Source organism: Vibrio sp. D401a (genome assembly GCF_030248515.1).
Lineage (GTDB): Bacteria > Pseudomonadota > Gammaproteobacteria > Enterobacterales > Vibrionaceae > Vibrio > Vibrio rotiferianus.
Genome location: NZ_JAHGAI010000043.1, coordinates 18586 through 41184, shown reverse-complemented (window position 1 = coordinate 41184; position 22599 = coordinate 18586). Strand labels below are relative to the sequence as shown.

The 22599-nt window shown below is 47.0% G+C and carries 17 protein-coding genes; 8 read left to right on the top strand and 9 right to left on the bottom strand.

The features are described 5' to 3' along the window. Positions 1 to 173: 173 nt before the first annotated feature. The 3 genes from gcvP to KIV41_RS17510 form a co-directional block, all read right to left on the bottom strand. Positions 174 to 3038, bottom strand: coding sequence for an aminomethyl-transferring glycine dehydrogenase (gene gcvP, locus KIV41_RS17520; protein WP_285337154.1), 2865 nt, complete (start codon positions 3036 to 3038; stop codon positions 174 to 176). A gap of 129 nt (positions 3039 to 3167) precedes the next feature. After that, the gene (gene gcvH, locus KIV41_RS17515; RefSeq protein ID WP_010451972.1) at positions 3168 to 3548 is read right to left on the bottom strand and encodes a glycine cleavage system protein GcvH; all 381 of its coding nucleotides are present in this window, start codon (positions 3546 to 3548) and stop codon (positions 3168 to 3170) included. Between the two features lie 53 nt (positions 3549 to 3601). Further along, entirely contained in the window at positions 3602 to 4897 is a 1296-nt protein-coding gene (locus KIV41_RS17510) for a serine hydroxymethyltransferase (protein WP_010451971.1), read from the bottom strand. Positions 4898 to 5276: 379 nt separating this feature from the next. Here KIV41_RS17510 and KIV41_RS17505 point away from each other — a divergent pair, with 379 nt between their 5' ends. Both KIV41_RS17505 and gcvT read left to right on the top strand, forming a co-directional pair. Continuing rightward, the gene (locus KIV41_RS17505) at positions 5277 to 5900 is read left to right on the top strand and encodes a helix-turn-helix domain-containing protein (protein ID WP_285337151.1); all 624 of its coding nucleotides are present in this window, start codon (positions 5277 to 5279) and stop codon (positions 5898 to 5900) included. A gap of 260 nt (positions 5901 to 6160) precedes the next feature. Next, a complete protein-coding gene (gene gcvT, locus KIV41_RS17500; RefSeq protein ID WP_039976794.1) occupies positions 6161 to 7279 on the top strand; it encodes a glycine cleavage system aminomethyltransferase GcvT in 1119 nt (372 codons plus the stop codon). 192 nt (positions 7280 to 7471) lie between these two features. Here the strand turns inward: gcvT and KIV41_RS17495 are convergent, their stop codons facing one another. Further along, positions 7472 to 8197, bottom strand: a complete 726-nt coding sequence (locus KIV41_RS17495; RefSeq protein WP_005441953.1) for a TetR/AcrR family transcriptional regulator — start codon at positions 8195 to 8197, stop codon at positions 7472 to 7474. A gap of 163 nt (positions 8198 to 8360) precedes the next feature. Here KIV41_RS17495 and KIV41_RS17490 point away from each other — a divergent pair, with 163 nt between their 5' ends. The 4 genes from KIV41_RS17490 to KIV41_RS17475 all read left to right on the top strand — a co-directional run bounded on the left by KIV41_RS17490 (position 8361) and on the right by KIV41_RS17475 (position 14523). Beyond that, entirely contained in the window at positions 8361 to 9434 is a 1074-nt protein-coding gene (locus KIV41_RS17490) for an efflux RND transporter periplasmic adaptor subunit (RefSeq protein ID WP_005441951.1), read from the top strand. Continuing rightward, positions 9434 to 10495 (top strand): efflux RND transporter periplasmic adaptor subunit, encoded by a 1062-nt coding sequence (locus tag KIV41_RS17485; RefSeq protein WP_285337149.1) that lies wholly within the window; start codon positions 9434 to 9436, stop codon positions 10493 to 10495. The genes KIV41_RS17490 and KIV41_RS17485 overlap by 1 nt, the downstream gene beginning before the upstream one ends. Continuing rightward, positions 10495 to 13554, top strand: coding sequence for an efflux RND transporter permease subunit (locus KIV41_RS17480; protein WP_285337147.1), 3060 nt, complete (start codon positions 10495 to 10497; stop codon positions 13552 to 13554). The genes KIV41_RS17485 and KIV41_RS17480 overlap by 1 nt, the downstream gene beginning before the upstream one ends. 255 nt (positions 13555 to 13809) lie before the next feature. After that, a complete protein-coding gene (locus KIV41_RS17475) occupies positions 13810 to 14523 on the top strand; it encodes a hypothetical protein (protein ID WP_285337146.1) in 714 nt (237 codons plus the stop codon). A gap of 215 nt (positions 14524 to 14738) precedes the next feature. Here the strand turns inward: KIV41_RS17475 and fruA are convergent, their stop codons facing one another. The 3 genes from fruA to fruB are packed head-to-tail and all read right to left on the bottom strand — an operon-like array spanning position 14739 to position 18623. After that, complete coding sequence (gene fruA / locus KIV41_RS17470; RefSeq protein WP_285337144.1) at positions 14739 to 16484, bottom strand: PTS fructose transporter subunit IIBC; 1746 nt, start codon at positions 16482 to 16484, stop codon at positions 14739 to 14741. A gap of 19 nt (positions 16485 to 16503) precedes the next feature. Beyond that, complete coding sequence (pfkB, locus tag KIV41_RS17465; RefSeq protein ID WP_285337143.1) at positions 16504 to 17478, bottom strand: 1-phosphofructokinase; 975 nt, start codon at positions 17476 to 17478, stop codon at positions 16504 to 16506. Positions 17479 to 17489: 11 nt separating this feature from the next. Further along, positions 17490 to 18623, bottom strand: coding sequence for a fused PTS fructose transporter subunit IIA/HPr protein (gene fruB / locus KIV41_RS17460; RefSeq protein WP_285337142.1), 1134 nt, complete (start codon positions 18621 to 18623; stop codon positions 17490 to 17492). 426 nt (positions 18624 to 19049) lie between these two features. On the opposite strand from fruB, the gene cra reads away from it, so the two are divergent. Then, positions 19050 to 20045 (top strand): catabolite repressor/activator, encoded by a 996-nt coding sequence (gene cra, locus KIV41_RS17455; RefSeq protein ID WP_285337141.1) that lies wholly within the window; start codon positions 19050 to 19052, stop codon positions 20043 to 20045. Here the strand turns inward: cra and KIV41_RS17450 are convergent. Then, positions 20035 to 20988, bottom strand: a complete 954-nt coding sequence (locus KIV41_RS17450; RefSeq protein ID WP_285337140.1) for an endonuclease/exonuclease/phosphatase family protein — start codon at positions 20986 to 20988, stop codon at positions 20035 to 20037. The two genes, cra and KIV41_RS17450, sit on opposite strands and share 11 nt — an antisense overlap. A 126-nt stretch (positions 20989 to 21114) precedes the next feature. Between KIV41_RS17450 and KIV41_RS17445 the strand changes: the two genes are divergently transcribed. After that, the gene (locus KIV41_RS17445; protein WP_045385158.1) at positions 21115 to 21654 is read left to right on the top strand and encodes an RNA-binding S4 domain-containing protein; all 540 of its coding nucleotides are present in this window, start codon (positions 21115 to 21117) and stop codon (positions 21652 to 21654) included. A gap of 113 nt (positions 21655 to 21767) precedes the next feature. Here the strand turns inward: KIV41_RS17445 and KIV41_RS17440 are convergent, their stop codons facing one another. Then, positions 21768 to 22586, bottom strand: coding sequence for an EAL domain-containing protein (locus KIV41_RS17440; protein ID WP_285337137.1), 819 nt, complete (start codon positions 22584 to 22586; stop codon positions 21768 to 21770). Positions 22587 to 22599 lie beyond the last annotated feature (13 nt).

Below are 22599 nucleotides of genomic sequence, written 5' to 3'. Positions count from 1 at the left end.
AAAAATTTTCTGGTGACGTCTTTCTTTTTACCAAAGCAAAATCTATCCGAAAGTCCGATATCAACTAGCAGTCGTAACACGGAACTGTCCAAAAGCTGAGTTACAAAAGTCTTGTCCTAAAACAAAAAGGCGAACCAATCGGTTCGCCTTTGTCAATTTAGATGCTACAAAAATTAATCTTCGTAGTTATCAATGCTTGGGCACGAGCAGATTAGGTTACGGTCGCCGTATACGTTATCTACGCGGTTTACTGTTGGCCAGTACTTCCAAGATTTGGTTGCTTTAGAAGGGAAGCAGCCAAGCTCACGAGAGTAAGGGCGGTCCCATTCATCTTTCGCTAGGTCAACTTGAGTGTGTGGTGCGTTAACAAGCGGGTTGTTATCTAGCGGCCATTCACCGTTCTTAACCTTCGCCATCTCTTCGCGGATTGCGATCATCGCATCACAGAAGCGGTCTAGCTCTTCTAGGTCTTCCGATTCTGTTGGCTCAACCATTAGCGTGCCTGCTACAGGGAACGACATAGTTGGTGCGTGGAAACCGTAGTCCATTAGACGCTTCGCGATGTCTTCTTCGCTGATGCCTGTTTCTTCTTTTAGTGGACGAATGTCGATAATACATTCGTGCGCTACACGGCCGTTAGAGCCACGGTAAAGAACAGGGTAGTGAGGGCGTAGTGTTTCCATCACGTAGTTCGCGTTCAGAATCGCTACTTTTGTTGCGTCTGTTAGGCCAGCTTCGCCCATCATTGCAATGTAAGCCCAAGAGATAGGCAGGATAGATGCGCTACCCATATCCGCTGCGGATACTGCGAAGTTTTCGCCGTCTGCACCGTTTTCAATGTGACCCGGTAGGAAAGGCGCTAGGTGCGATTTCACACCGATAGGGCCCATACCCGGACCGCCACCACCGTGTGGGATACAGAAGGTTTTGTGTAGGTTCAGGTGAGAAACGTCTGAGCCAATAAAGCCCGGCGTTGTTAGACCAACTTGTGCGTTCATGTTTGCGCCGTCTAGGTAAACCTGACCGCCCGCTGCATGGACCATTTCACACACTTCTTTCACTTGCTCTTCGTATACGCCGTGCGTAGAAGGGTAAGTGATCATAATGCTTGATAGGTTGTCTTTGTGCTTCTCGATTTTCGCTGCTAGGTCAGTGACGTCGATGTTGCCTTCTTCATCACACTTAACCACAACCACTTTCATTGACACCATAGACGCTGTTGCAGGGTTAGTACCGTGCGCAGAGCTTGGAATCAAACATACGTTGCGGTGACCTTCGCCACGGCTTTCGTGGTAGCGTTGAATCGCGATAAGACCTGCGTACTCACCTGATGCACCAGAGTTTGGTTGTAGTGAGAATGCGTCGTAGCCTGTGATTTCACATAGCTTCTCTTTCAGATCTTTTGCTAGTGCTGCGTAACCGGCTGCTTGTTCTGCTGGTGCGAACGGGTGGATTGAACCAAACTCAGGCCAAGTTACCGGGATCATCTCTGCTGCTGCGTTCAGCTTCATCGTACAGCTGCCCAGTGGGATCATGCCGTGCGTTAGCGAGAAGTCTTTGTTCTCTAGCTGTTTTAGGTAACGCATCATCTGTGTTTCGCTGTGGTGCGTGTTAAACACAGGGTGCGTTAGGTATTCTGTTGTGCGGCGCAGTGCTTCTGGAATCGCTGCAAATTCGTTGCCTGCGATTTCAGTGGATAGTGCTGCGACTTCTTCTTTCACATCGAATACTGCGAATAGCGCTTCTACGTCTGCCACGGTTGTGGTTTCGTCGAAGCTCACACCTAGCTGAGTACCTAACTTACGAAGGTTGATGTCTGCTGCTAGTGCTTTCGCGTATAGGTCTTCAGTTTGTCCACCAGTATTGATGGTGATGGTGTCGAAGAAGCTGTTGTGAGCAAGCTCGAAGCCGCCTTTCGTTAGGCCAGCAGCTAGGATAGCGGTCATGTGGTGCGTACGACGAGCAATCGTGCGTAGACCTTCTGCGCCGTGGTAAACCGCGTAGAAAGACGCCATGTTCGCTAGTAGAGCTTGAGCGGTACAGATGTTTGATGTCGCTTTTTCACGACGGATGTGCTGCTCACGCGTTTGCATTGCCATGCGCAGTGCTTGGTTGCCGTTGGTATCGATAGAAACACCGATAACACGACCTGGCATTGTGCGCTTGTGCTTGTCACGTGTTGCCATGAAGGCTGCGTGTGGACCGCCGTAACCCATAGGTACGCCAAAACGTTGTGCAGAGCCAATTGCAACGTCTGCACCCATTTCACCCGCAGGTTTTAGTAGGGCAGAAGCCAATAGGTCAGTTGCTACGGTTACTAGCGTTTTGTTTGCTTGCGCTTTTGCGATGATGTCCGTTAGGTCACGAACTTCACCCGTTGTGCCTGGGTATTGAACTAGTGCGCCGAATACGTCTTGCTCTGGCAGTGAATCTAGAGAACCGACTAGGACTTCAAAGCCGATGAATTTCGCACGAGTTTTTACTACTTCGATGGTTTGTGGGTGAACGTCGTCAGCAACGAAGAATACGTTACTCTTGCTCTTACCCGCACGCTTACAAAGTGTCATCGCTTCTGCGGCTGCCGTTGCTTCATCGAGCAATGACGCGTTCGCGATTTCCATTCCAGTAAGATCCATCACCATTTGTTGGTAGTTTAGAAGGGCTTCTAGACGACCTTGTGAGATCTCTGGTTGGTAAGGAGTGTAAGCGGTGTACCAGCCTGGGTTTTCCATCACGTTACGTAGAATTACGTTCGGCGTGAAGGTGTTGTAGTAACCCTGACCGATGAATGTACGTTTAACTTGGTTCTGATCAGCGAATTCACGCATCGCTGCCAGCATGTCTGCTTCGCTTTTTGCTTCTGCCAAGCTCATTGGCTGCTCTAGGCGAATTTGTGCTGGTACGGTTTCGTCGATAAGCGCATCTAGGCTTACTGCGTTGATCGCTTCCAACATTTTCTGTTGATCAGATTTGTTTGGTCCATTGTGGCGAGCAACGAACTCGTTTTGTGTGCTGAGGCTTTGAAGTAATTCAGTCATTGTCCTTTACCTACTCCTTGGTCCGGGTAACGGAAATGGTCGTCTGACACATTTAATTATACGTCCGAACCTAGAAAAAAAGCTGTCCACTAATCGTTATGCTAGGGGACAGCTTTCGTCTCATCCTAATTACTCTTCTTCGATAGAGCTTAGGTATTCTTCCGCATCTTTTAAGTCATCCAACTCAGATGGGTTTGAAAGCTTCACTTTCACAATCCAACCACCTTCGTATGGTTCTTCGTTGATTAGCTCTGGGCTGTCTTCTAGTTCTTCATTGATTTCAACTACTTCACCAGTGATTGGTGAGTAGATGTCTGAAGCCGCTTTTACTGACTCAACCAAAGAAAAGCTTTCGCCTGCTTCAACTTCGTCATCTACGTCTGGTAGGTCAACGAATACTACGTCACCTAGCATCTCTTGAGCGTGCTCTGAAATACCGATAGTTACTGTGCCGTCACCGTTGTCACGTACCCACTCGTGGCTATCTGTAAACTTCAGTGTTTTGTCCATTGCTTAATCTCCAAATAACTTGTCAGGATAGTTTCTGATTTAATAAATCTTTCTTACTGGTAAAGAGGGAAGCGACTGCAAAGCTCTTTTACTTGCTTGCGTACGCGTTGTTCTACTTCTGCGTCACCTTCTGGGTTGTTGACCAATCCGTCCAGTACGTCACCAATCCAATTACCGATGAGTTTGAATTCTTCAGCGCCAAAGCCGCGGCTTGTACCCGCAGGCGTTCCTAAACGGATGCCCGATGTAATCATAGGCTTCTCTGTGTCGAATGGGATGCCATTTTTGTTACATGTGATGCCTGCACGCTCTAGAGCTTCTTCTGCTTTGTTACCTTTCAAGCCTTTAGGGCGAAGGTCTACCAGCATTAGGTGCGTATCAGTACCACCAGTTACGATGTCGCAACCGCGAGTTTGCAATACTTCTGCCATGACTTTTGCGTTGTTGATCACTGAATCAATATAAGTTCTGAATTCAGGACCTAGGGCTTCACCGAATGCCACTGCTTTAGAAGCAATCACGTGCATCAGTGGGCCGCCTTGTAAACCTGGGAATACCGCTGAGTTGATTTTCTTAATGATGTCTTCGTGGTTGGTCAGGATCATACCGCCACGTGGGCCACGCAATGTTTTGTGCGTCGTCGTCGTTACAACGTGTGCGTGTGGAAGCGGGCTAGGGTGCGCGCCTGTTGCGATAAGACCAGCAATGTGCGCCATGTCGACCATAAGAATCGCGTTTACTTCGTCTGCGATTTCACGGAATTTTGCGAAGTCGATAGTACGTGGAATTGCACTACCACCTGCGATGATCATTTTAGGTTGGTGCTCAAGTGCTAGCTCACGAACGTCGTCGTAGTTGATTTCTAGTGTTTCGCGGTCAACGCCGTATTGCACTGCGTTAAACCATTTACCAGAAAGCGCTGGGCGTGCACCGTGTGTTAGGTGACCACCTGCGTCAAGAGACATACCAAGAATGGTGTCGCCAGGTTGAAGCAGTGCCAGTTTAACTGCGCCGTTTGCTTGTGCGCCTGAGTGTGGTTGAACGTTTGCGTATTCACAATTGAAAAGTTTTTTCGCGCGTTCGATAGCAATGGCTTCCACTGTATCTACGTGCTCACAACCACCATAGTAACGGCGACCTGGGTAACCTTCAGCGTATTTGTTTGTTAGGCATGTGCCTTGAGCTTGCATTACCGCTTTAGAAACGATGTTCTCAGAAGCGATAAGTTCGATTTGTTCGTTTTGGCGAGCGAATTCTGCCTGAATTCCAGCAAAGACAGCGTCATCTGTCGCGGAGAGGTTGGTAGAGAAAAAGTTTTCCAAGCTGTGGTTAGGGTAACTCTTGTTCATGGTAGTTGACCTTCCAAATCTGAAAATGAACCCGCAGTAGAAATAGTTGTTTGATTGCGATGGTGGCTCATTTGTCCTCAAAACAGCTGAACTGCATAGCAGAACAGAGTGACTTTCGACCCGAATAAGTGGGTTAAAACTCCGCTGGATTGTGCTTTCTCCAGTCCAATCTCTAACGGAAATGTGCATCTCTACATCTAACAAGTTGGTAACATACCCCCTAGGGAACGAACAATCAACCAAAAATTTCCTATAGGAAACGAGATTTCTGGTTTTGTTAACAAGAGCACGCTTTAATTAACTCGGTGGACTTTTATCCACTATAGGGTTCATGCACAATGCTAATAGGAAGGAATAAAGAAGTTTTACAGAGGGATTTATGGCAGAAAGTATTTACGATGAATACCCGTCAATGACGTTGGCGAAAGAGCAGCAAGACCAGAATATAGAACCGCTTAAGCTCGGTCAGCGCATTAAAGATATCCGCTCTAAACTTGGTATCACGCTAGAAGAGGCGAGCCAACGTACTGGCCTTGCTCGTTCTACGCTAAGTAAGATCGAGAACGAACAGATCTCTCCAACGTTCCAAGCAATGCAGAAACTGGCACTTGGTCTGCAAATTGATATGCCGCAACTCTTTGAACCACCTAGGAAAAAGGTGGCGACAGGTCGTCGTGATATCACTAAGAAGAAAGAGGGTAAACCACACCCTACTCAAACCTACGAACACGAGCTGCTGGCGACTCAACTTTCCAATAAGAAAATGATGCCTTTTAAGAGCCAAATTCGTGCTCGCAGTTTTGATGAATACAAAGACTGGGTCCGTCATGATGGCGAAGAGTTTCTGCTTATATTATCAGGCGAGGTTATGTTCTATTCGGAGTTCTATGAGCCTGTTGTATTAAGTGAAGGCGACAGTGTTTACTACGATGCGAACATGGGCCATATGTTGACCAGTGTGAGCGAAGAAGATGCGCACATTTTGTGGGTCACTGCCAAATAGTGATAAATAGTTGTAAATTTCCTATAGTGAAAGCAAACGATTGCTATTGGTTTTAAATGCGTTATCATGGCGCTCTATTGATGACATCTCACTCAATAGAGCGCCTTTTTTGTGCGTTTTATTGTGATTAAAATGTTAAAAGTCACACTTTTGAAAGTCGAGCGATGTCTTGTTCGTGCAAAATTGAATCAAGCGTGTTTATTATTGGAAACACATTGAATGCCGACAGCATTCTCGGGTCTATCTAAATGGAGACGAAAATGACTCAAGAACTTCTGAAAACACCACTGCATGCACTTCATGTTGAAGTAGGCGCAAAGATGGTCCCGTTCGCGGGTTACGACATGCCAGTTCAATACCCACTAGGCGTAAAGAAAGAACACTTACACACACGTGATGCAGCAGGTCTGTTCGATGTTTCTCACATGGGTCAACTTCGTTTGATTGGTGACGGTGCAGCTGCATTCCTAGAAACTCTGGTTCCAGTGGATATTGTTGACCTAGGCGCAGGCAAGCAACGTTACGCTTTCTTTACTAACGAACAGGGCGGCATCATGGATGACTTGATGGTGGCTAACCTTGGCGATCATCTGTTTGTGGTTGTAAACGCTGCATGTAAAGAACAAGACATTGCCCACCTTCAAGCGCACCTTCCATCTGGCATTGAGCTAGAAATCATTGATGATCGTGCACTGCTTGCGATTCAAGGCCCTAAAGCGGCAGAAGTGCTTGCGCGTTTTGCTCCTGAAGTAGCTGAGATGCTGTTTATGGACGTTCGCAAGGTTGAGCTACTAGGCGTTGAGTGCATTGTTTCTCGTAGTGGTTACACTGGCGAAGACGGTTACGAAATCTCGGTTCCTGCGGACAAAGCAGATGAGCTGGCTCGTAAACTCACAGGTGAAGAAGAAGTCGAGTGGATTGGCCTTGGCGCTCGTGATTCACTTCGTCTTGAATGTGGCCTGTGTCTGTACGGTCATGACTTAGACACAACAACAACGCCTGTTGAAGCAAGCCTACTATGGGGTATCCAAAAAGTACGTCGCGCTGATGGCGAGCGTGCAGGTGGCTTCCCAGGTGCTGACATCATTCTTAAGCAGATCGAAACGAAAGACGTTGCACGTAAGCGTATTGGCTTGGTTGGTCAAACCAAAGCGCCAGTTCGTGAAGGCGCAGAGCTGTTCGATGCAGATGGTAACAAGATTGGCGTGGTAACCAGTGGTACAGCAGGCCCTAACGCAGGTAAGCCTGTATCAATGGGTTACGTACGTGCCGATCTAGCGGCTATCGGTACAGAGCTGTTTGCAGAAGTACGTGGCAAGATGCTACCAATGACGGTAGAAAAAATGCCGTTCGTACCACAACGCTACTACCGTGGTTAATTCGCTTATTTCATTGATTTAGAGAGTTAAATAAGGCTCGTCATTTCAGCGAGACCAGCTGAAACTAGGCGAGACTAGGAATCTAACCATCAGAACGTAGGTTCCATTAAGTTTCCTCTCTGAAGCGACAAGCACAAACAAAAATGCCGAGCTCAGTGCTCGGCATTTTTTATGTTCTTTTGAAAGCTCAACTTATGCGGTGAGCTCTTCGATAGGGCAACACATCTCAATCACAACTTCACTCAGTTTGCTTGGGTGAATCATGTCTTCTTTGTTCACGCTAAACTGACTTGCCATGATGGTGTTGAACAATTCCCAGTGGTTGATCAGCATTTTCTCGCGATTGTCTGCATCTTCTGGCCACGTCTCTTGCATCATAGGCGCTAGGCTAATCGCACCATGTGCAAACACCAGCATTTGCCACTTTGATTCCCATTGATCAATACGATGCTCTGGGTATTCCACGTTGTAGTCAGCAAAGAGGTCAGTGAAGATCGCCGCGAACTCATCTTTTGATCTTAAGAAGTATTGCAGCAATGCATCGTCGCCTTGGCGAATCGCATCGGCAATCATTTGAACTGGGTGCGGGTTAACGAGTGCAAACGCCAGCATTCTTACCATGAACAAGTAGATTTTTTGATTCGATGGCGTATTCGCTGGCATTTCGCTTACCAACTGCGCCATGTAGCTTTGCATGAATTCGTCCATGCCATCACTGACGGCTTGCCAGATCTTCTCTTTGCTACCGAAGTGGTGGCGAATCAAACTATGGGACACACCAGCTTTCTCACTGATGTTTCGAAGCGAGACACGTTCGTACCCTAACTCACAGAACATATCTGCCGCGACTCTTAGAATCAGGCACTTAGTTTGCTCAGCGGCTTCAGCACTTCTACGGCCTTGCTTTCTTTCTGTCATAGTTCGAATTTTCCCGAATATTAATCAACGCGCCTATTTTTACCAGAAACCGGACAGTTTGCCTAATTATTTTATTATCCACGTGGAAAATATGTTGATCATTTTTTTGTTATACATATACTGCACACCTGTGTAGTAAATATAAAGTCGATGGAGAAAGCCAGTGCGAAAACAATACTTAAAGCGCACATTTGTCGGAGCAGCGGTGGCATTGAGCCTCGCCACGATGCTGACAGGGTGTAACAAAGCCGTATCAGAACCGTCTGAGCCATTAATCAAACCTGTAAAATTACTTGCTGTTAATGATCTGACTGTTGCCGATTCCGATGCATTCCTTGCACGAATAGATGCAACGTACAGAGCCCAACTTTCATTTCAGGTAGGTGGCGAAATTGAGAAGTTGATCGTGAGAATGGGCGAAGAGGTGAAGCAGGGCGATGTACTTGCAACGCTAGACCCAAAAGACTTGCAATTAGCTCTTGATGCATCACAAGCGCAGTACGCATTAGCGAAAACCCAATGGGAACGCTCGAAAAGTTTGTACAACAAGAAGCTGATTAGTACAGACAGTTACGACCAACAAGAAACGCAATACAAAGCGGCACTGGCAAATCTAGAGCAAGCGAAAACCGATTTGAGCTACACAGAGATTCATGCGCCGTTTGATGGTGTGGTGTCTTATACCTACGTGAAGCCATACCAAGTGGTCGCTGCTAAGCAAGAAATCCTAAACCTAATCGACAACACCACTTTGGACGTGTCGTTTACTTTGCCTGTAACTTACGCCGAAGCAGTGTCATTGAACTCGCTTAAAGACGCAGAGATGTGGGTGACGATGGACAGCGAACCAAACAACCGCATCCAAGGCAAATTCAAAGAAATTTCTACTCAACCCAATGCCGATACCAACAGCTACGAAGCGATCGTGACCATTACTCGTCCTTCTGATCGTAACTTGCTAACTGGCATGACGGGCCAAGTACACATTGCGAAGCAAAACGTGTCGAACGCGATGATGCTGCCAAATGCGGCTTGGGTGTCGAAAGATGCCGCTCATGGTGAAGTTTGGGTAATGGACAGCGATACACAGCAAGTGAATAAAGTGACCTTGTCACTAAATGCGAACGGTGCTGTTGAGTCGGGTCTGGATAAGAATGATTACGTTGTTATTGCAGGTGTTGAACGCCTAGTGGAAGGCCAAGTAGTGAAAGCTTGGGTTCGTGAGGAAGGTATCTAATGAAACGTTCATTATTCACAGTATCGGCTATCGCACTGGCGGTACTCACCGGTTGTAACAGCACAGACGAAGTGGCCGCAGAGCAGCCTTTGTATGTTTCTACGGTTGCTGTCGATGTTCCAGTAAAAAGCCAATACCGCACATTCAAAGGCCAAGTCGTGCCTGCGGAACAAACGCCAATTGCATTCCGTCGCGCAGGCGAAGTTCAGCATGTGCTAGTTAAAGCGGGTGACACGGTTAAAGAAGGCCAGATGATCGCCAAACTAGACGACAGCAAAGAGAAGCAAGCGGTAAACGATGCAGAAGCGCAATACACGCTAGCGATTCGTCAGCTTAAACGTGGTGAAGAGCTGCATAACCGCCAAATGATTTCTAAAGCGGAGCTGGATGAACTAACGGCAAACAAAGAGCTGGCGGAAGCAAACTTTTACAACGCAACTAACCAACTGAACTACACGCGTTTGTTTGCCCCGTTTGCGGGCAAGGTTTCTGATGTATTCAAAGAGCGCTTTGAGCGTGTTGCGATTGGTGAACCGGTTTTAAACCTGTACCAAAGCGACAAAGTTTACGTTCGTATCGAGCTGTCAGACAACGTGCTTGCGATGGTAAACCCAAATACACAAAGCATGAGCTACCAACCGCAAGCAACGTTCTCAGGTGACGCGAAATCTTATGCGTTGGATTACTTGGAGCACACCAGTGAGCCAAATGCTCAAACGCAAACTTACCAGATGTATTTAACCATGCCACAACCTGAGGAAGAGATTCTGCCGGGTACTAGCGTAAGCGTTGCAGTAGACATGGTGGCTGCGGGCATTACTTCTATTGATGGCTACAACATCCCAATGACTGCATTACAAGCGGGCAATCAAGATGGTGAGTTTTTCGTCTGGAAATTAAATAGTGACACTGTCACTAAAGTGGAAGTAACCATCGACCAAGTTAATGGTGAAGGTGCGATTGTGTCATCAGGTGTTGCTCAAGGCGATGTATTAGTGAATTCCAGCTTACGCAAACTGCGCGAAGGTAAGCATGTGGATGTGGTGGAGAAACAACAATAATGAGCATTGCTGAATACTCAATTAAGAACAAAGTCATCAGCTGGCTGTTCATCGTTATTCTAGCGATCGGCGGTGTGACGTCGTTCCTAGAACTTGGTCGATTGGAAGACCCGGCATTTACCATCAAAGATGCGATGGTGATTGCGACTTATCCTGGTGCGACTTCTAAAGAAGTAGAAGAAGAGCTGACGTATCCGCTTGAGAAAGAGATTCGTAAGCTGCCTTATATCGATAAGATTACGTCGACGTCCTCAAGTGGAATGTCACAGATTATGGTGAGCATGAAGATGGACTACGGTCCGGATGAATTGCCGCAAATCTGGGATGAAATGCGCCGTAAAATCAACGATCTGCAACCAACTTTGCCCCAAGGCGTTCAATCTCTGCAAATCATTGATGACTTTGGTGACGTGTACGGCGTAATGCTGATGCTAACGGGTGATGACTACGATTATGTAGAACTGAAACGTTACGCAGACCAGCTCACGCGTGAACTCGAACTGATCGATGGCGTGGGTAAAGTTGACATCGCTGGCGACCAACAAGATATGCTGTTTGTTGAGATTTCATTGGATCGCTTAGCGGCTCTGAACCTCGACATGAACGTGATTTCTGGCTTACTGAACCAACAGAACAATGTGGTTTCTGCAGGCGAGGTAATGGTAAACGGCGAGAGCCTCATTATTCGCCCAAGCGGTACGTTAAACACCGTAGAAGCGCTAGAGAACCTGATTATTCATGGTCGTGACACAGGTAATCTGATCCGTTTGAAAGACGTTGCAACCATCAGCCGTGGCATTCAAGAAAAGCCGGGTAATGTGCTGCTGTACAACGGTAAGAAAGCAATCAACATTGGTATTTCGTTTGCGTCTGGCGTAAACGTAGTAGAAGTCGGTCAACGTATTGAAGCAGAACTAGCAAGCCTTGAGACCATCAAGCCAGCCGGTATCGATATGAACTACTTCTACAACCAATCGCAAGAAGTAGACGATTCAGTAAAAGCGTTTGTTATTAGTTTGGCAGAAGCTGTTGCTATCGTAATCATCGTACTGCTGTTCACCATGGGTTTACGCAGTGGTGTGATCATCGGTCTGGTGCTGTTGTTGACGGTATTCGGTACCTTCATCTTGATGAACTACAACAACATTGAACTGCACCGTATCTCACTTGGCGCGCTGATCATTGCACTCGGTATGCTGGTGGATAACGCCATCGTGGTGGTCGAGGGGATATTGGTTGGCCTTAAGAAAGGACGAACCAAAGTTCAAGCGGCAACAGATATCGTGAAACAAACTCAGTGGCCGCTGCTTGGTGCGACAGTCATTGCTATTACCGCGTTTGCGCCTATCGGTCTGTCACAAGATGCGACTGGTGAGTTCATGGGCTCTCTGTTCTGGGTTCTGTGTTTCTCGCTATTCTTGAGCTGGATTACGGCGATTACGCTAACGCCATTCCTAGCCGATCTTCTATTGAAAGAAGAAGACAAGAACGCAGATGCAGAAGACGAAGACCCATACAAAGGTTGGTTGTTCGTCGCGTTTGGTGCGTCTCTTAAACTTGCGCTTCGTTTCCGTTGGTTAACGGTAGCAGGCATGGTCGCGCTGCTAGTTGGTGCTGTGGTTGCGTTTGGTAGTGTGAAACAACAGTTCTTCCCGCCGTCAAACACGCCGATGTTCTACGTTGATATGTGGATGCCTGAAGGCACAGACATTCGCGAGACCATCAAGAAAGCGGAAGAAGTTGAAAGCTACATTCGCACTCAAGATGATATCGACTTTGTATCCGTATCGATTGGTCAAGGTCTGCAACGTTTTGCTCTGACTTATCAACCGGAGAAGAGCTATGAAGCCTACGCGCAGTTCCAAGTTCGTACTACCGACCGTGAGAACATGTTCAAGCTTCTACATAAGTTGGATGACAGCCTAGCTAAGACGTTTGATAAGCCTACATTCCAGTTCAAACTGATGGAATTTGGTCCGTCGCCAGCGTCTAAGATTGAAGCGCGCATTACTGGCCCAGATCCACAAGTGCTGCGTGACCTAGCGGTACAAGTCGAAGACATTTTGCATACCGACCCAGGTGCTCGTAACATTCGCCACGACTGGCGTGAGCGCACCAAAGAGTTAGTGCCGGTATTTAACGAATCAAAAGCACGTCGCTTGGGTATCTCAAAAGAGGATCTTTCAAGCACGCTACAGATGGCGTTTGGCGGTAGTGCACTTGGCTTCCTACGTGATGGTACCCACACGCTGCCTATCGTTACTCGTTTGCCAGAAGCAGAACGTGTGGACTTTGAGTCACTGCAGAACGTGAATATCTGGAGTCCGTCTCTACAAACGTACATCCCGGTAGATCAAGTAATTGATGGTGTGAAGCTAGATTGGGAAGAGCCGTTGATCCAACGTCGTGACCGTAAGCGTACTCTAACGGTATTGGCTGACCACGATGTGCTGAGTGACGATACCGCGGCAAGCTTGTTTGCACGTGTACAACCGAAAGTAATGGCGCTGCACATTCCTGAAGGCTACGAAATTACGTGGGGCGGTGAATACGAATCATCGAAAGATGCACAAGAAGGTCTGTTTGGCTCACTGCCGATGGGTTACTTGTTGATGTTCATCATTACGATGCTGCTGTTTAACTCACTTAAGAAGCCACTGGTTATTTGGTTCACGGTTCCGCTATCAATTATCGGTGTTTCGTTTGGTTTGTTAACCACTAACATGCCATTCAGCTTTACCGCGTTCCTTGGTTTATTGAGTTTGAGCGGTATGATTCTGAAAAACGGTATCGTACTTCTAGACCAAATCAACCTTGAGCTAGAGTCGGGCAAGGATCCTTACTTAGCGATTGTTGACAGTGCAATTAGCCGCGTACGTCCAGTAAGCATGGCAGCACTAACAACGATTCTGGGTATGATTCCATTGGTGTTCGATGCGTTCTTTGGCTCAATGGCAATTACGATTATGGCAGGCCTTGGTTTTGCTACAGTGCTTACGTTGATTGTTGTCCCAGTCATGTTTGCAATTCTGTTTAAGATCAAACCAACCACTGCATAAGGGACTTCCTGGCTTTTATTATTGTCAGATTCCTGCCTAGCCCTGGGGACTTTCCTCAGGGCTTTTTTTGATCTTGGCGTATAGGGACGAGAATCGAGGTACGAGAGGAAGAAGACAGAGACGAGAAGAAGATAAAGTCGAAAAGGAGGGCTGGTGGTTTGATGCACACCTTGCTGATTTTTATGATTTTCTTACAAGCGATTGAGCAATCATGGGTATACTTATGTTAATTCATCAATATAAGAGCGAACGCAAATGAACAATCGCGGATTACAAGGACTCTTCCTTTTAGGTTCACTAACGCTTATTGGCTGTTCTTCTACAGACGGCATTTCTACCGATAATGCTGACTCCCAAGCCTCTGTTGAGGTAAAAAGCGCCGATGCAGCGACCATTGCGACTTGGATTGACCAAAGCGTTTTGATGCCGCAGGGGCTTTCTTTGGAGACTGACAAGATCCGATACATGACTGGGTCTGCTGATTTGAACAGCGATGGTTCAGCAGAGCACTTTGTCCTTCTTCAAGATCGTTACTTCTGCGGAAGTGGTGGTTGTGCAGCCTACATGTTCGATAACAGTGGCAAGGTGATCAATCGCATGTCAGTGACGAGAACGCCCGTGGTATTAGCAGACAGCTACAGCAATGGTTGGCAAGACTTTATTGTGTGGAGTAACGGTGCATACCGCCAAATGAGCTTTAATGGTGAGTCTTACCCAAGTAATCCGTCGTTAGAGCCTAAGGTTGATCGTGATACCAATGTACAAGCTGCTATTGCTTATGTAATGGCGACAGAGCTGTACCAACAAGATGGTTACGATATTTTGCCTGCGGATGATAAAGAGATCTGGACGCCAGCAAATATATACCACTTCACGTTTAAGCATTATGGAGACCCACACAGTGTGTATCAGGCCACGGTCAATATCGACAGTGGGGATGTGGATATCGAATCGGTACCGATGCAATAAATCGACTTGTTAAACAAGAAAAGGGCGAACACTTATTATAAGCGTTCGCCCTTTGTTTTAGGTGCTCATGTACGCGATATGGTGTTTGTTTTCGTAAGGCTTTCGAGGTTACTAGGGCACAATAAAAAACACCTCCCAAAGCCGAGGCTAGAGGGAGGTGTCGAATGCCAAATCGAGGGAGGCATTGTTAACTGTTATTTAATCGCTGTTTGCGATTAAGCTGCAGCTTGTTGTTTCGCTTCTGATTTGTTCTTTAGGAACGCGTAAGTGAAGCCCGTTACCGCTGTACCTGCTGCAATTGCTACCAAGTACATCAGTACTGGAGAGATTGCGTTAGGGATTAGCAGTACGAATAGACCACCGTGTGGTGCCATTAGTTTTGCGCCAAACAGCATAGATAGAGCACCTGTTAGTGCGCCACCAGCCATGCATGATGGGATTACACGCATTGGATCTTTCGCTGCAAATGGGATTGCACCTTCAGAGATAAAGCACAGACCAAGAACGAATGATGCTTTACCCGCTTCACGCTCGCTTTGCTCAAACTTGTTCTTAGCAAGGAATGTCGCAAGGCCCATACCAAGCGCAGGAACCATACCTGCCGCCATGATTGCCGCCATTGGTGCGTAAGTTTGTGAAGCCAATAGACCCACACCGAATGCGTAAGCAGCTTTGTTTACTGGACCACCTAGGTCGAAACACATCATTGCGCCAAGGATAATACCCAGTAGAACTGCGCTGTCAGAACCCATGTTGTTTAGGAAGTCAGTTAGGCCGTTCATGATGCCTGAAACCGGGCCACCTACGATGTAAATCATCACCAGACCCGTGAACAGTGTCGCCACGAATGGGATGATCAGAATCGGTTTAAGCGCTTCCATTGATTGTGGAAGTTTTACTTTGTCGGCTAGGAACTTCGCTGCGTAACCGGCAATGAAACCTGCTGCGATACCACCAAGGAAACCTGCACCAGTTGAGCTAGCAAGCATACCGCCCACAAGACCCGGAGCCAGACCTGGACGGTCAGCAATAGAGAAGGCGATGTAGCCAGCAAGAACTGGAATCATCAGAGCGAATGCCGAGCCGCCACCGATGTTCATCAGTGCTGCTGCTAACGTGCCTTCTTCTTTAAATGCTTCGATACCAAATACGAAGGATAGGGCGATGATCAAACCACCTGCAACCACAACAGGAAGCATGTGCGATACACCTGTCATTAGGTGTTTGTATGCGCCTTTCTTCTCTTCTGTTGCTGATGATGCGCTAGAAGAGCCAGAGTGTTGGTATACGCTTGCTTGTTCAAACGCTTTGTCCATCTCTTCAGCCGTTTTCTTAAGAGCTGGACCAGTCTTAGTACGGTACATCTTCTTGCCGTTGAAGCGGTCTAGAGGCACTTCGATATCGGCTGCGATGATCACTAGATCTGCGTCTGCGATTTCTTGGTCAGTCAGTTGGTTTTTTGCCCCTACTGAACCACGCGTTTCCACTTTGATTTGGTGACCACGACGTTTGCCTTCTTCTTCTAGCGCTTCTGCTGCCATGAAAGTGTGTGCAACGCCCGTAGGGCATGCTGTGATCGCAACGATCTTCTTCGTTGCAGATCCGCTTTCTGCTGGTGATGCTACTTGTGCCGTAACTGTGGTTGCTTGCTCTAGTGTTGCTGAGTTTTCAACCGCAGTCTGTAGGAAAGCCATTGCGTCTTTTGCAACGGTGCTGATATCTGCTTGGTAGACTTTTTTACCTACGAAACGAGAAGTATCAACTGGAGTGTTAGCCGCAATTACGATCGCTTCTGCTTGTTCAATGTCAGCGTCTGTTAGCAGTGTTGGTTCAACCACGTTTGATTGGCATTCAATCTTAGCGTTCCAACCCAACTTAGCTGCTGCTTGTTCTAGTAGGCCTGCCGCAATGATGCTGTTGGCAACACCACTTGGACAAGCTGTAATAATGGCAATATTCATACTGATAACCTTCTGTTCCTTAGTTTTTGTCTAAGTTCGTATTAGGGTAAAGCTCGGTAACTTCGGTTTGGAGCTTAATGTTCTCCAGTTCTTCCTGACTGGTTAGGCCAACGCCAACTTGACTTACTGCTAGGGCAGAAAGCGCGGTAGCGAAGCGCAGTAAATCGTTTTTCGGCATCACTTGCATGTGACCCCAGCACAAGCCAGCCACAAGCGTATCGCCTGCGCCAACGGTGCTTACAACATTCATTCGTGGTGGTTGAGCACGCAACCATTCGCCTTGGTTCAGCCACATCACGCCGTCTGCACCCATAGAAACCACGATGTTCTCAATGCCTTTGTCGCTTAGCGTCTGTGCTGCTGCTTGGCATTGCTCTGGTGTGGTTAGGTGCTCGCCAACAAAGTCGCTTAGCTCTTCATCGTTTGGCTTGATCAACCAAGGGTGAGCGTCGATGCCCGAACGCAGCGCTGCTTTGCTGCTATCGAATAAGACTTTCTTACCTTGCTGATGCAGCTTTTCAATCCATGCCGCGCATTGCTCTGCAGTAACGCCGCCCGGTAGGCTACCTGCCAATACGAAGTAATCGTGTGTTTCTGCAAGGCGGAATAGGGTTTCTTCAAAGCGCGCGATTTCTTCTGCCGTAACTTGAACGCCAGGGAAGTTGATGTCGCTCACTTGGCCATCTGCTTCAACCAATTTCACGTTGATGCGAGTTGCGCCTTCTACTTCAACGAACTCGTTTTTAACCTTGATATCGCTAAATAGCTGGTGGAACAGCTCTGGGTTGTCTTTGCCAAGAAAGCCCGTAACTGTTACGTCTGCACCTAGGTCGCTCAGTACTTTCGCTACGTTTACGCCTTTACCAGCCGCGTGTAGGTTGCTCTTTTCAACTAGGCTGACAGAACCCACTTTGATTGAGTCCAGCGAACCTGTTAGATCAAGGGCAGGGTTAAGCGTGATGGTAACGACTTTGTTTGTTTTCAATGCTGTCATTTTCTCGCCCCTTAACCTTCGCCAAGACCAGATGCGATTGCGTTACCGATTGACTCAAGCGCTTGTGCAGCGTCTGGACCCTCAGCAGAGAATTGAAGCTGGTGGCCGTGTTTCACGCCAAGTGCGATAACTTTCATTAGGCTCTTCGCATTTACCGCTTTGCCATCACCGTCAAGGTTTGCTACTCGAATGTTCGATTCGAATTTCTTCGCTTCAGCAACCAGCATTGCACCTGGACGAGCGTGTAGGCCGTGAGCATTCTTGATCTTGAAGACCGCTGTATTGCCATCTTCAGCCGCTTCAGTAGCCATTTCTTCGCCTTTGAATAGCGCAAGAATCTGTTCAGCAGACGCATCAAGTAGTTTGTTGTGTTCATTGTTAAACACAAGCTTAGAAATTGTGCTTAAGATAGATTGATGTGCGTTGTTGCAAGCAGCAAAAGCGACTAGAGCGCGAACTTTCTCGCCTTCAAACTCACAGAAGTTGGCGGTTGACACAAAAGCAACACCAGTGCGAGTGACTTGCTTATCGCTACCAACTAGCCATAGCCCTTGGCCAAGGTGCGTCGGTGTTTTCGTTACTAGGTCAGCTACAAACTCTGTACCAGCACAACCTGTGTTTTTAAGTAGGCCGCCCGCAACCGCGCTCATTTGAACCATGTCGCTTGCTGGGAACTGAAGCTGAATCAAAGATGCATCGAAATCCGCTTCGAGTTGAACATCACCATGAAGTAGGGCGATGATATCGTCTTCACTTTTCGCATCACGTAGACGTGCTTCAACACCGTCCGCACCCAGTACTTTGGTTAGCTGCTTAAGAATGCCTAAGTGCTCGTCCGATTTTGCTGCGATACCGATAGCAACGAATACTTTATTGCCGTCACCCCATTCAACGCCTTCTGGGAAGTGGTGAACAGCAACACCCGTGGTTTTCACCATTGAACGTGTATCGGTTGTTCCATGTGGAATCGCAATACCGTTACCCAAGAATGTTGAGTTTTGGTTTTCACGGTTTAGCATGCCTTCTACATAGCCTTGTTCAACCAGACCTTTGTCTGTCAGGCTTTGAGCGATGTTTTTGATCGCTTCAAACTTATCTGTAGCGGATTGAGATAGGGTAATGTCGTTCTTACTTAGCTTAAGCATGGTGCTTCTCCAGCCTTAAGGTATCTATTTCTAATTCATCTTGGCTACGCAGTGTTTTGTTTGCGTAACGCCGTTTATCTATAGTTGCTGAACGTGTCTTTGTTCGTCATTTCTCTATTCGAGACGGTTTTGCTTAACAACAATTTGCTGAACATAAGAAACTGAATCGATTCAGCACTTGGTCAAATTTTTTAAAACACTCAGCGAAACTGTTTTTAAAATCGAAACTTAAACACTCAGTGTCTCAATGCTTTTAAAGCCTAGCAAAGGGAGACTGTATTGCTTGATTTTGGTGATTCTCGTCAATTTTTGAGTTTTGCTGAATCCTTTCAGCTTTTATACTGAATCGGTTCAGCATATAATTCAACTTATCGAAGGATCGTTGATGTATTAATATGATCCTGCGCACAGAATAAGGCTTACGATATGACACTGGATGAGATAGCAAAATTGGCTGGGGTTTCTAAGACCACAGCAAGCTATGTGATTAACGGAAAGGCGCAGAAGTACCGCATTAGCGAGAAGACCCAAAAGAAAGTGATGGCGGTAGTCGAGCAATACAACTATAAGCCGGATCACGCCGCGTCTTCACTGCGGGCAGGCAATTCACGCTCGTTCGGATTAATCATTCCTGATTTAGAGAACACCAGTTACGCACGTTTAGCAAAGCTGATTGAGCAGAACTCGCGTAAAGCGGGCTATCAGATTCTAATTGGTTGCTCAGATGACAATCCACAAACTGAAGAGAAGGTCGCGGAAGCGCTGGTTAGTCGCCGCATTGATGCGTTGTTTGTGGCCAGCAGTATGCCAGCAGCCAGTGAGTATTACTTAAAGCTGCAAAACTCGGGCACGCCAGTTATCGCACTCGACCGCCCTATGGATGATGAACACTTTTGTTGTGTGATCAGTGAAGATTTCGATGCGGCATTTGAACTTACCGAATCGGTGCTGTCTTCGGAAATTGAATCCATCGGTTTGATTGGCGCATTGGAAGAGCTTCAAGTTTCTAAAGAGCGTGAACTGGGTTTCCGTTCTGCTTGCCAGCAAGAGGGGAAAAAGGTGCTTGTGGGTTATGGCCAGCACTTCTCTCGTGAGGAAGGCAAGAAAGTGCTGGAAGAGTGGATTGCAAAAGGCCAACTACCTGATGCGGTAGTGACGATGTCTTACACTTTATTGGAAGGCGTGTTGGACGTGATGTTAGAAAAGCCACAACTGATGGGCGAAGTACGTTTGGCTACCTTTGGTGATAACCGCTTACTGGACTTCCTGCCAATCAAAATCAACTCGCTACCACAGCAATTTGAGCTGATTGCTGACAGCGCAATGGAGCTTGCACTTAACGCTTCAGCGAAACGCTATAAAGCGGGTGTAGAGTTGATTCCGCGTAAGATTGTAAAGCGTCACACTGACGCTAAAGCTTAATTTCTACCGTCAGCGCCACAAACGCGTGATCGCTGGCGTTCTTATCTCTCTCAAACGACGGATTGATTAAGTGCGAATCCAGCACTTGGTAGTTCGTGACTTCCGCTATTGATACATCGGCATGCGCATCAAACTCCTGCGACAGTAAGATGTAATCCAACACGTTTCCTGTGGCAAAATGGTAGTGTGTCGCCGGTCGTGACTCTAGCGACGGTGACATTTGTAACTCCCAGCCATCGTTGAGTTGTAAGTCAGTGACGCTGTCACCGTAATGTTCGGTCAAAACATTGTTAACGCTCGTTGGAGTGATGGCTTGGTTCATGTCCCCCATTAATACTGTCGGCATTGGAATCAATGCGTACTGCCTTTGCATGGCGTCGCGCAGCATTGCTGCTTCCCAACCGCGTTGTTGCGTTGATAGCCAGCGGGCAATCGGTCGGCTTGCTTGTTCAGGTGTATCTGAGTCTGCAGGGCGTTGTGACTTCAAATGTGTGACGTACACAGAGAGATGACCAATGATTGGGTGAATAATGGTTGCCCGAACGGGTTTGCGGCTGAAAGTTGGCGCGTCAATTTCACCAAAGGAATTGAGTGTCTCTTTATCGAATGTAACTGCTTCAAAGCTTTCAATCGGAAAGCGTGAGGCGACAGCGACAACAGGGCGAGAGTAGATGTAATCGCCTTCGATATGTGGCGTGTCGACCGTGGCAAAGTACTCGTAACCTATTTCGGCAAAGAAGGCTTTGGTCTCTTCTATGCTAAATACTTCTTGTAAGCCAATGACATCAGGATCGAGCTGTTCGAATTGCGATTTGGTCCAAGCGAGTTTGTCGTGCCAATCATCGAGTGAGTAGATGTTCTCGAAATCATAATACGCACCAGGTGGAGCAATAAAGTTAAACAGGTTGGCGCTGGCAAAGGTAATGTGGTTCTTATTAGACAAAATATCGCTCGTTCAAGGAGTTATTGGGTGAGTATATACCCAATTGGACAAGTTGAGTGAAGATCACGTTTCTATTTGTACGCATTCCGTTTAAACTCCGTTCATCAAGAAAAATGAGTAATGAACATGACCCAAGATTACGAACACGAAGAGTATTTAGAAGGCGAAGAGATTGAGATCGAAGCGATCGGTATCGACGTTGACGCGCACCCAATTGAGCTGTACAAGCTTTTCAAAATCGCAAACTTGGTGAGTGGCGGTGGTGAAGCAAAACACATCATCGAAGAAGGTTACGTAGCGGTAAATGGTGAGCTAGAAACGCGTAAACGTCGCAAAATGTACGACGGTGATTTCTTCGAGTTCAACCAAGAATATTATGTCGTTGTGTGTGATGCGCCAGTGACTGAGCCAGAAACTGCTGAGCAAAAAGCAGAGAAGAAGGCGAAGAAAGAAGCGCAAGCAGCACGCAAAGAAAAGTCTCGCTCGAAAAAGAGCGAGAAAGCGAACGTTAAAGGCCCTAAATCGACGGGTCGTAAAGCGGCACACAAAGAGCGTAAAGCTCAGCAAGAAGCGTTGTCGCAGTCAGCTAAGAAAGGTAAGAAAGCGGACAAGCCTCAAGCGGTTCGCGATCCTAAGAGTGGTCGTAACTCCATCGACTTCTTCTAAGCGTTTCCTTTCGATATTAAAATCGACGTAAACAGAAAAGCGCCGCCTTGGTGAGTAACCTAGGCGGCGCTTTTGTATCTAAAACGATTTAATCTGTATCTTCGATAATGCGTTTAATGCAGAACTTTGGCATTGGCTTTTTGTGCTGTCCAATGGTGGATTGATTTCGGCTTTCCTAGATAGAACCCTTGATAAAAGTCTACGCAGAGCGCTTGCATTGCAGCGAGTTGATTCTCTTGCTCGACGCCTTCAATCACAACCTTCGCGCCTAAATTCTGTGCGAGCTCCATAGCGCTGAAGACGGCACCTTCGTTACCATTGCAGAACTCTAATAAATAAGAACGGTCAATCTTGATAATATCAGGACAGAGTTGAAGAACTCTTTTTTGGTCGGAATACTGGGCGCCGTAGTCGTCAATCGCGAATAGGAAACCACTGGCTTTGAGCTTTTCGACGGCTTTTATGAGGCTTTCTGTTTCTTCACAATGCTGTTCAATTACTTCAAAAACAACGTCGCTCGTCTCCATATTAAGGGCTTTCAAACGTTGATAAAGCAACCCTGTATCTTTGAACCCCATATCGGTGGTTAGTGTGAGCAGGGCGGCAGGCATGACGTTTAAGAACAACTTAACCCCAGAACCAGCAAAGTGCTTGGCAAAATTTCGTATATGGATAGCGCGACTTAGGAATTCTACGGCAAGACGGAAACTCTTATCCCAACTGTTGTCGGAGAAGAAGATGTCTGGTCGGATTGAAACACCATCTACGGTTTCGATACGAAGGAGAGCCTCCATACCAATCAGTGTTCTTGAGTGGTCAAAAATGGGCTGATATACGCTTCTAAAGACAAATTGATGAAGATGCACACAATGCTCTCCATTCTCGTCAATCCGAATATAGCGTTCATAATCAGATTGTTTTGTTAGCTCCATGCTATGTACCGAA

What these genes read in the sequence shown, in the direction of transcription:
- gcvP (WP_285337154.1), bottom strand. Translation starts at nt 3,038, where the DNA reads ATGACTGAATTACTTCAAAGCCTCAGCACACAAAACGAGTTCGTTGCT.
- gcvH (WP_010451972.1), bottom strand. Translation starts at nt 3,548, where the DNA reads ATGGACAAAACACTGAAGTTTACAGATAGCCACGAGTGGGTACGTGAC.
- KIV41_RS17510 (WP_010451971.1), bottom strand. Translation starts at nt 4,897, where the DNA reads ATGAACAAGAGTTACCCTAACCACAGCTTGGAAAACTTTTTCTCTACC.
- KIV41_RS17505 (WP_285337151.1), top strand. Translation starts at nt 5,277, where the DNA reads ATGGCAGAAAGTATTTACGATGAATACCCGTCAATGACGTTGGCGAAA.
- gcvT (WP_039976794.1), top strand. Translation starts at nt 6,161, where the DNA reads ATGACTCAAGAACTTCTGAAAACACCACTGCATGCACTTCATGTTGAA.
- KIV41_RS17495 (WP_005441953.1), bottom strand. Translation starts at nt 8,197, where the DNA reads ATGACAGAAAGAAAGCAAGGCCGTAGAAGTGCTGAAGCCGCTGAGCAA.
- KIV41_RS17485 (WP_285337149.1), top strand. Translation starts at nt 9,434, where the DNA reads ATGAAACGTTCATTATTCACAGTATCGGCTATCGCACTGGCGGTACTC.
- KIV41_RS17480 (WP_285337147.1), top strand. Translation starts at nt 10,495, where the DNA reads ATGAGCATTGCTGAATACTCAATTAAGAACAAAGTCATCAGCTGGCTG.
- KIV41_RS17475 (WP_285337146.1), top strand. Translation starts at nt 13,810, where the DNA reads ATGAACAATCGCGGATTACAAGGACTCTTCCTTTTAGGTTCACTAACG.
- fruA (WP_285337144.1), bottom strand. Translation starts at nt 16,484, where the DNA reads ATGAATATTGCCATTATTACAGCTTGTCCAAGTGGTGTTGCCAACAGC.
- pfkB (WP_285337143.1), bottom strand. Translation starts at nt 17,478, where the DNA reads ATGACAGCATTGAAAACAAACAAAGTCGTTACCATCACGCTTAACCCT.
- fruB (WP_285337142.1), bottom strand. Translation starts at nt 18,623, where the DNA reads ATGCTTAAGCTAAGTAAGAACGACATTACCCTATCTCAATCCGCTACA.
- cra (WP_285337141.1), top strand. Translation starts at nt 19,050, where the DNA reads ATGACACTGGATGAGATAGCAAAATTGGCTGGGGTTTCTAAGACCACA.
- KIV41_RS17445 (WP_045385158.1), top strand. Translation starts at nt 21,115, where the DNA reads ATGACCCAAGATTACGAACACGAAGAGTATTTAGAAGGCGAAGAGATT.
- KIV41_RS17440 (WP_285337137.1), bottom strand. Translation starts at nt 22,586, where the DNA reads ATGGAGCTAACAAAACAATCTGATTATGAACGCTATATTCGGATTGAC.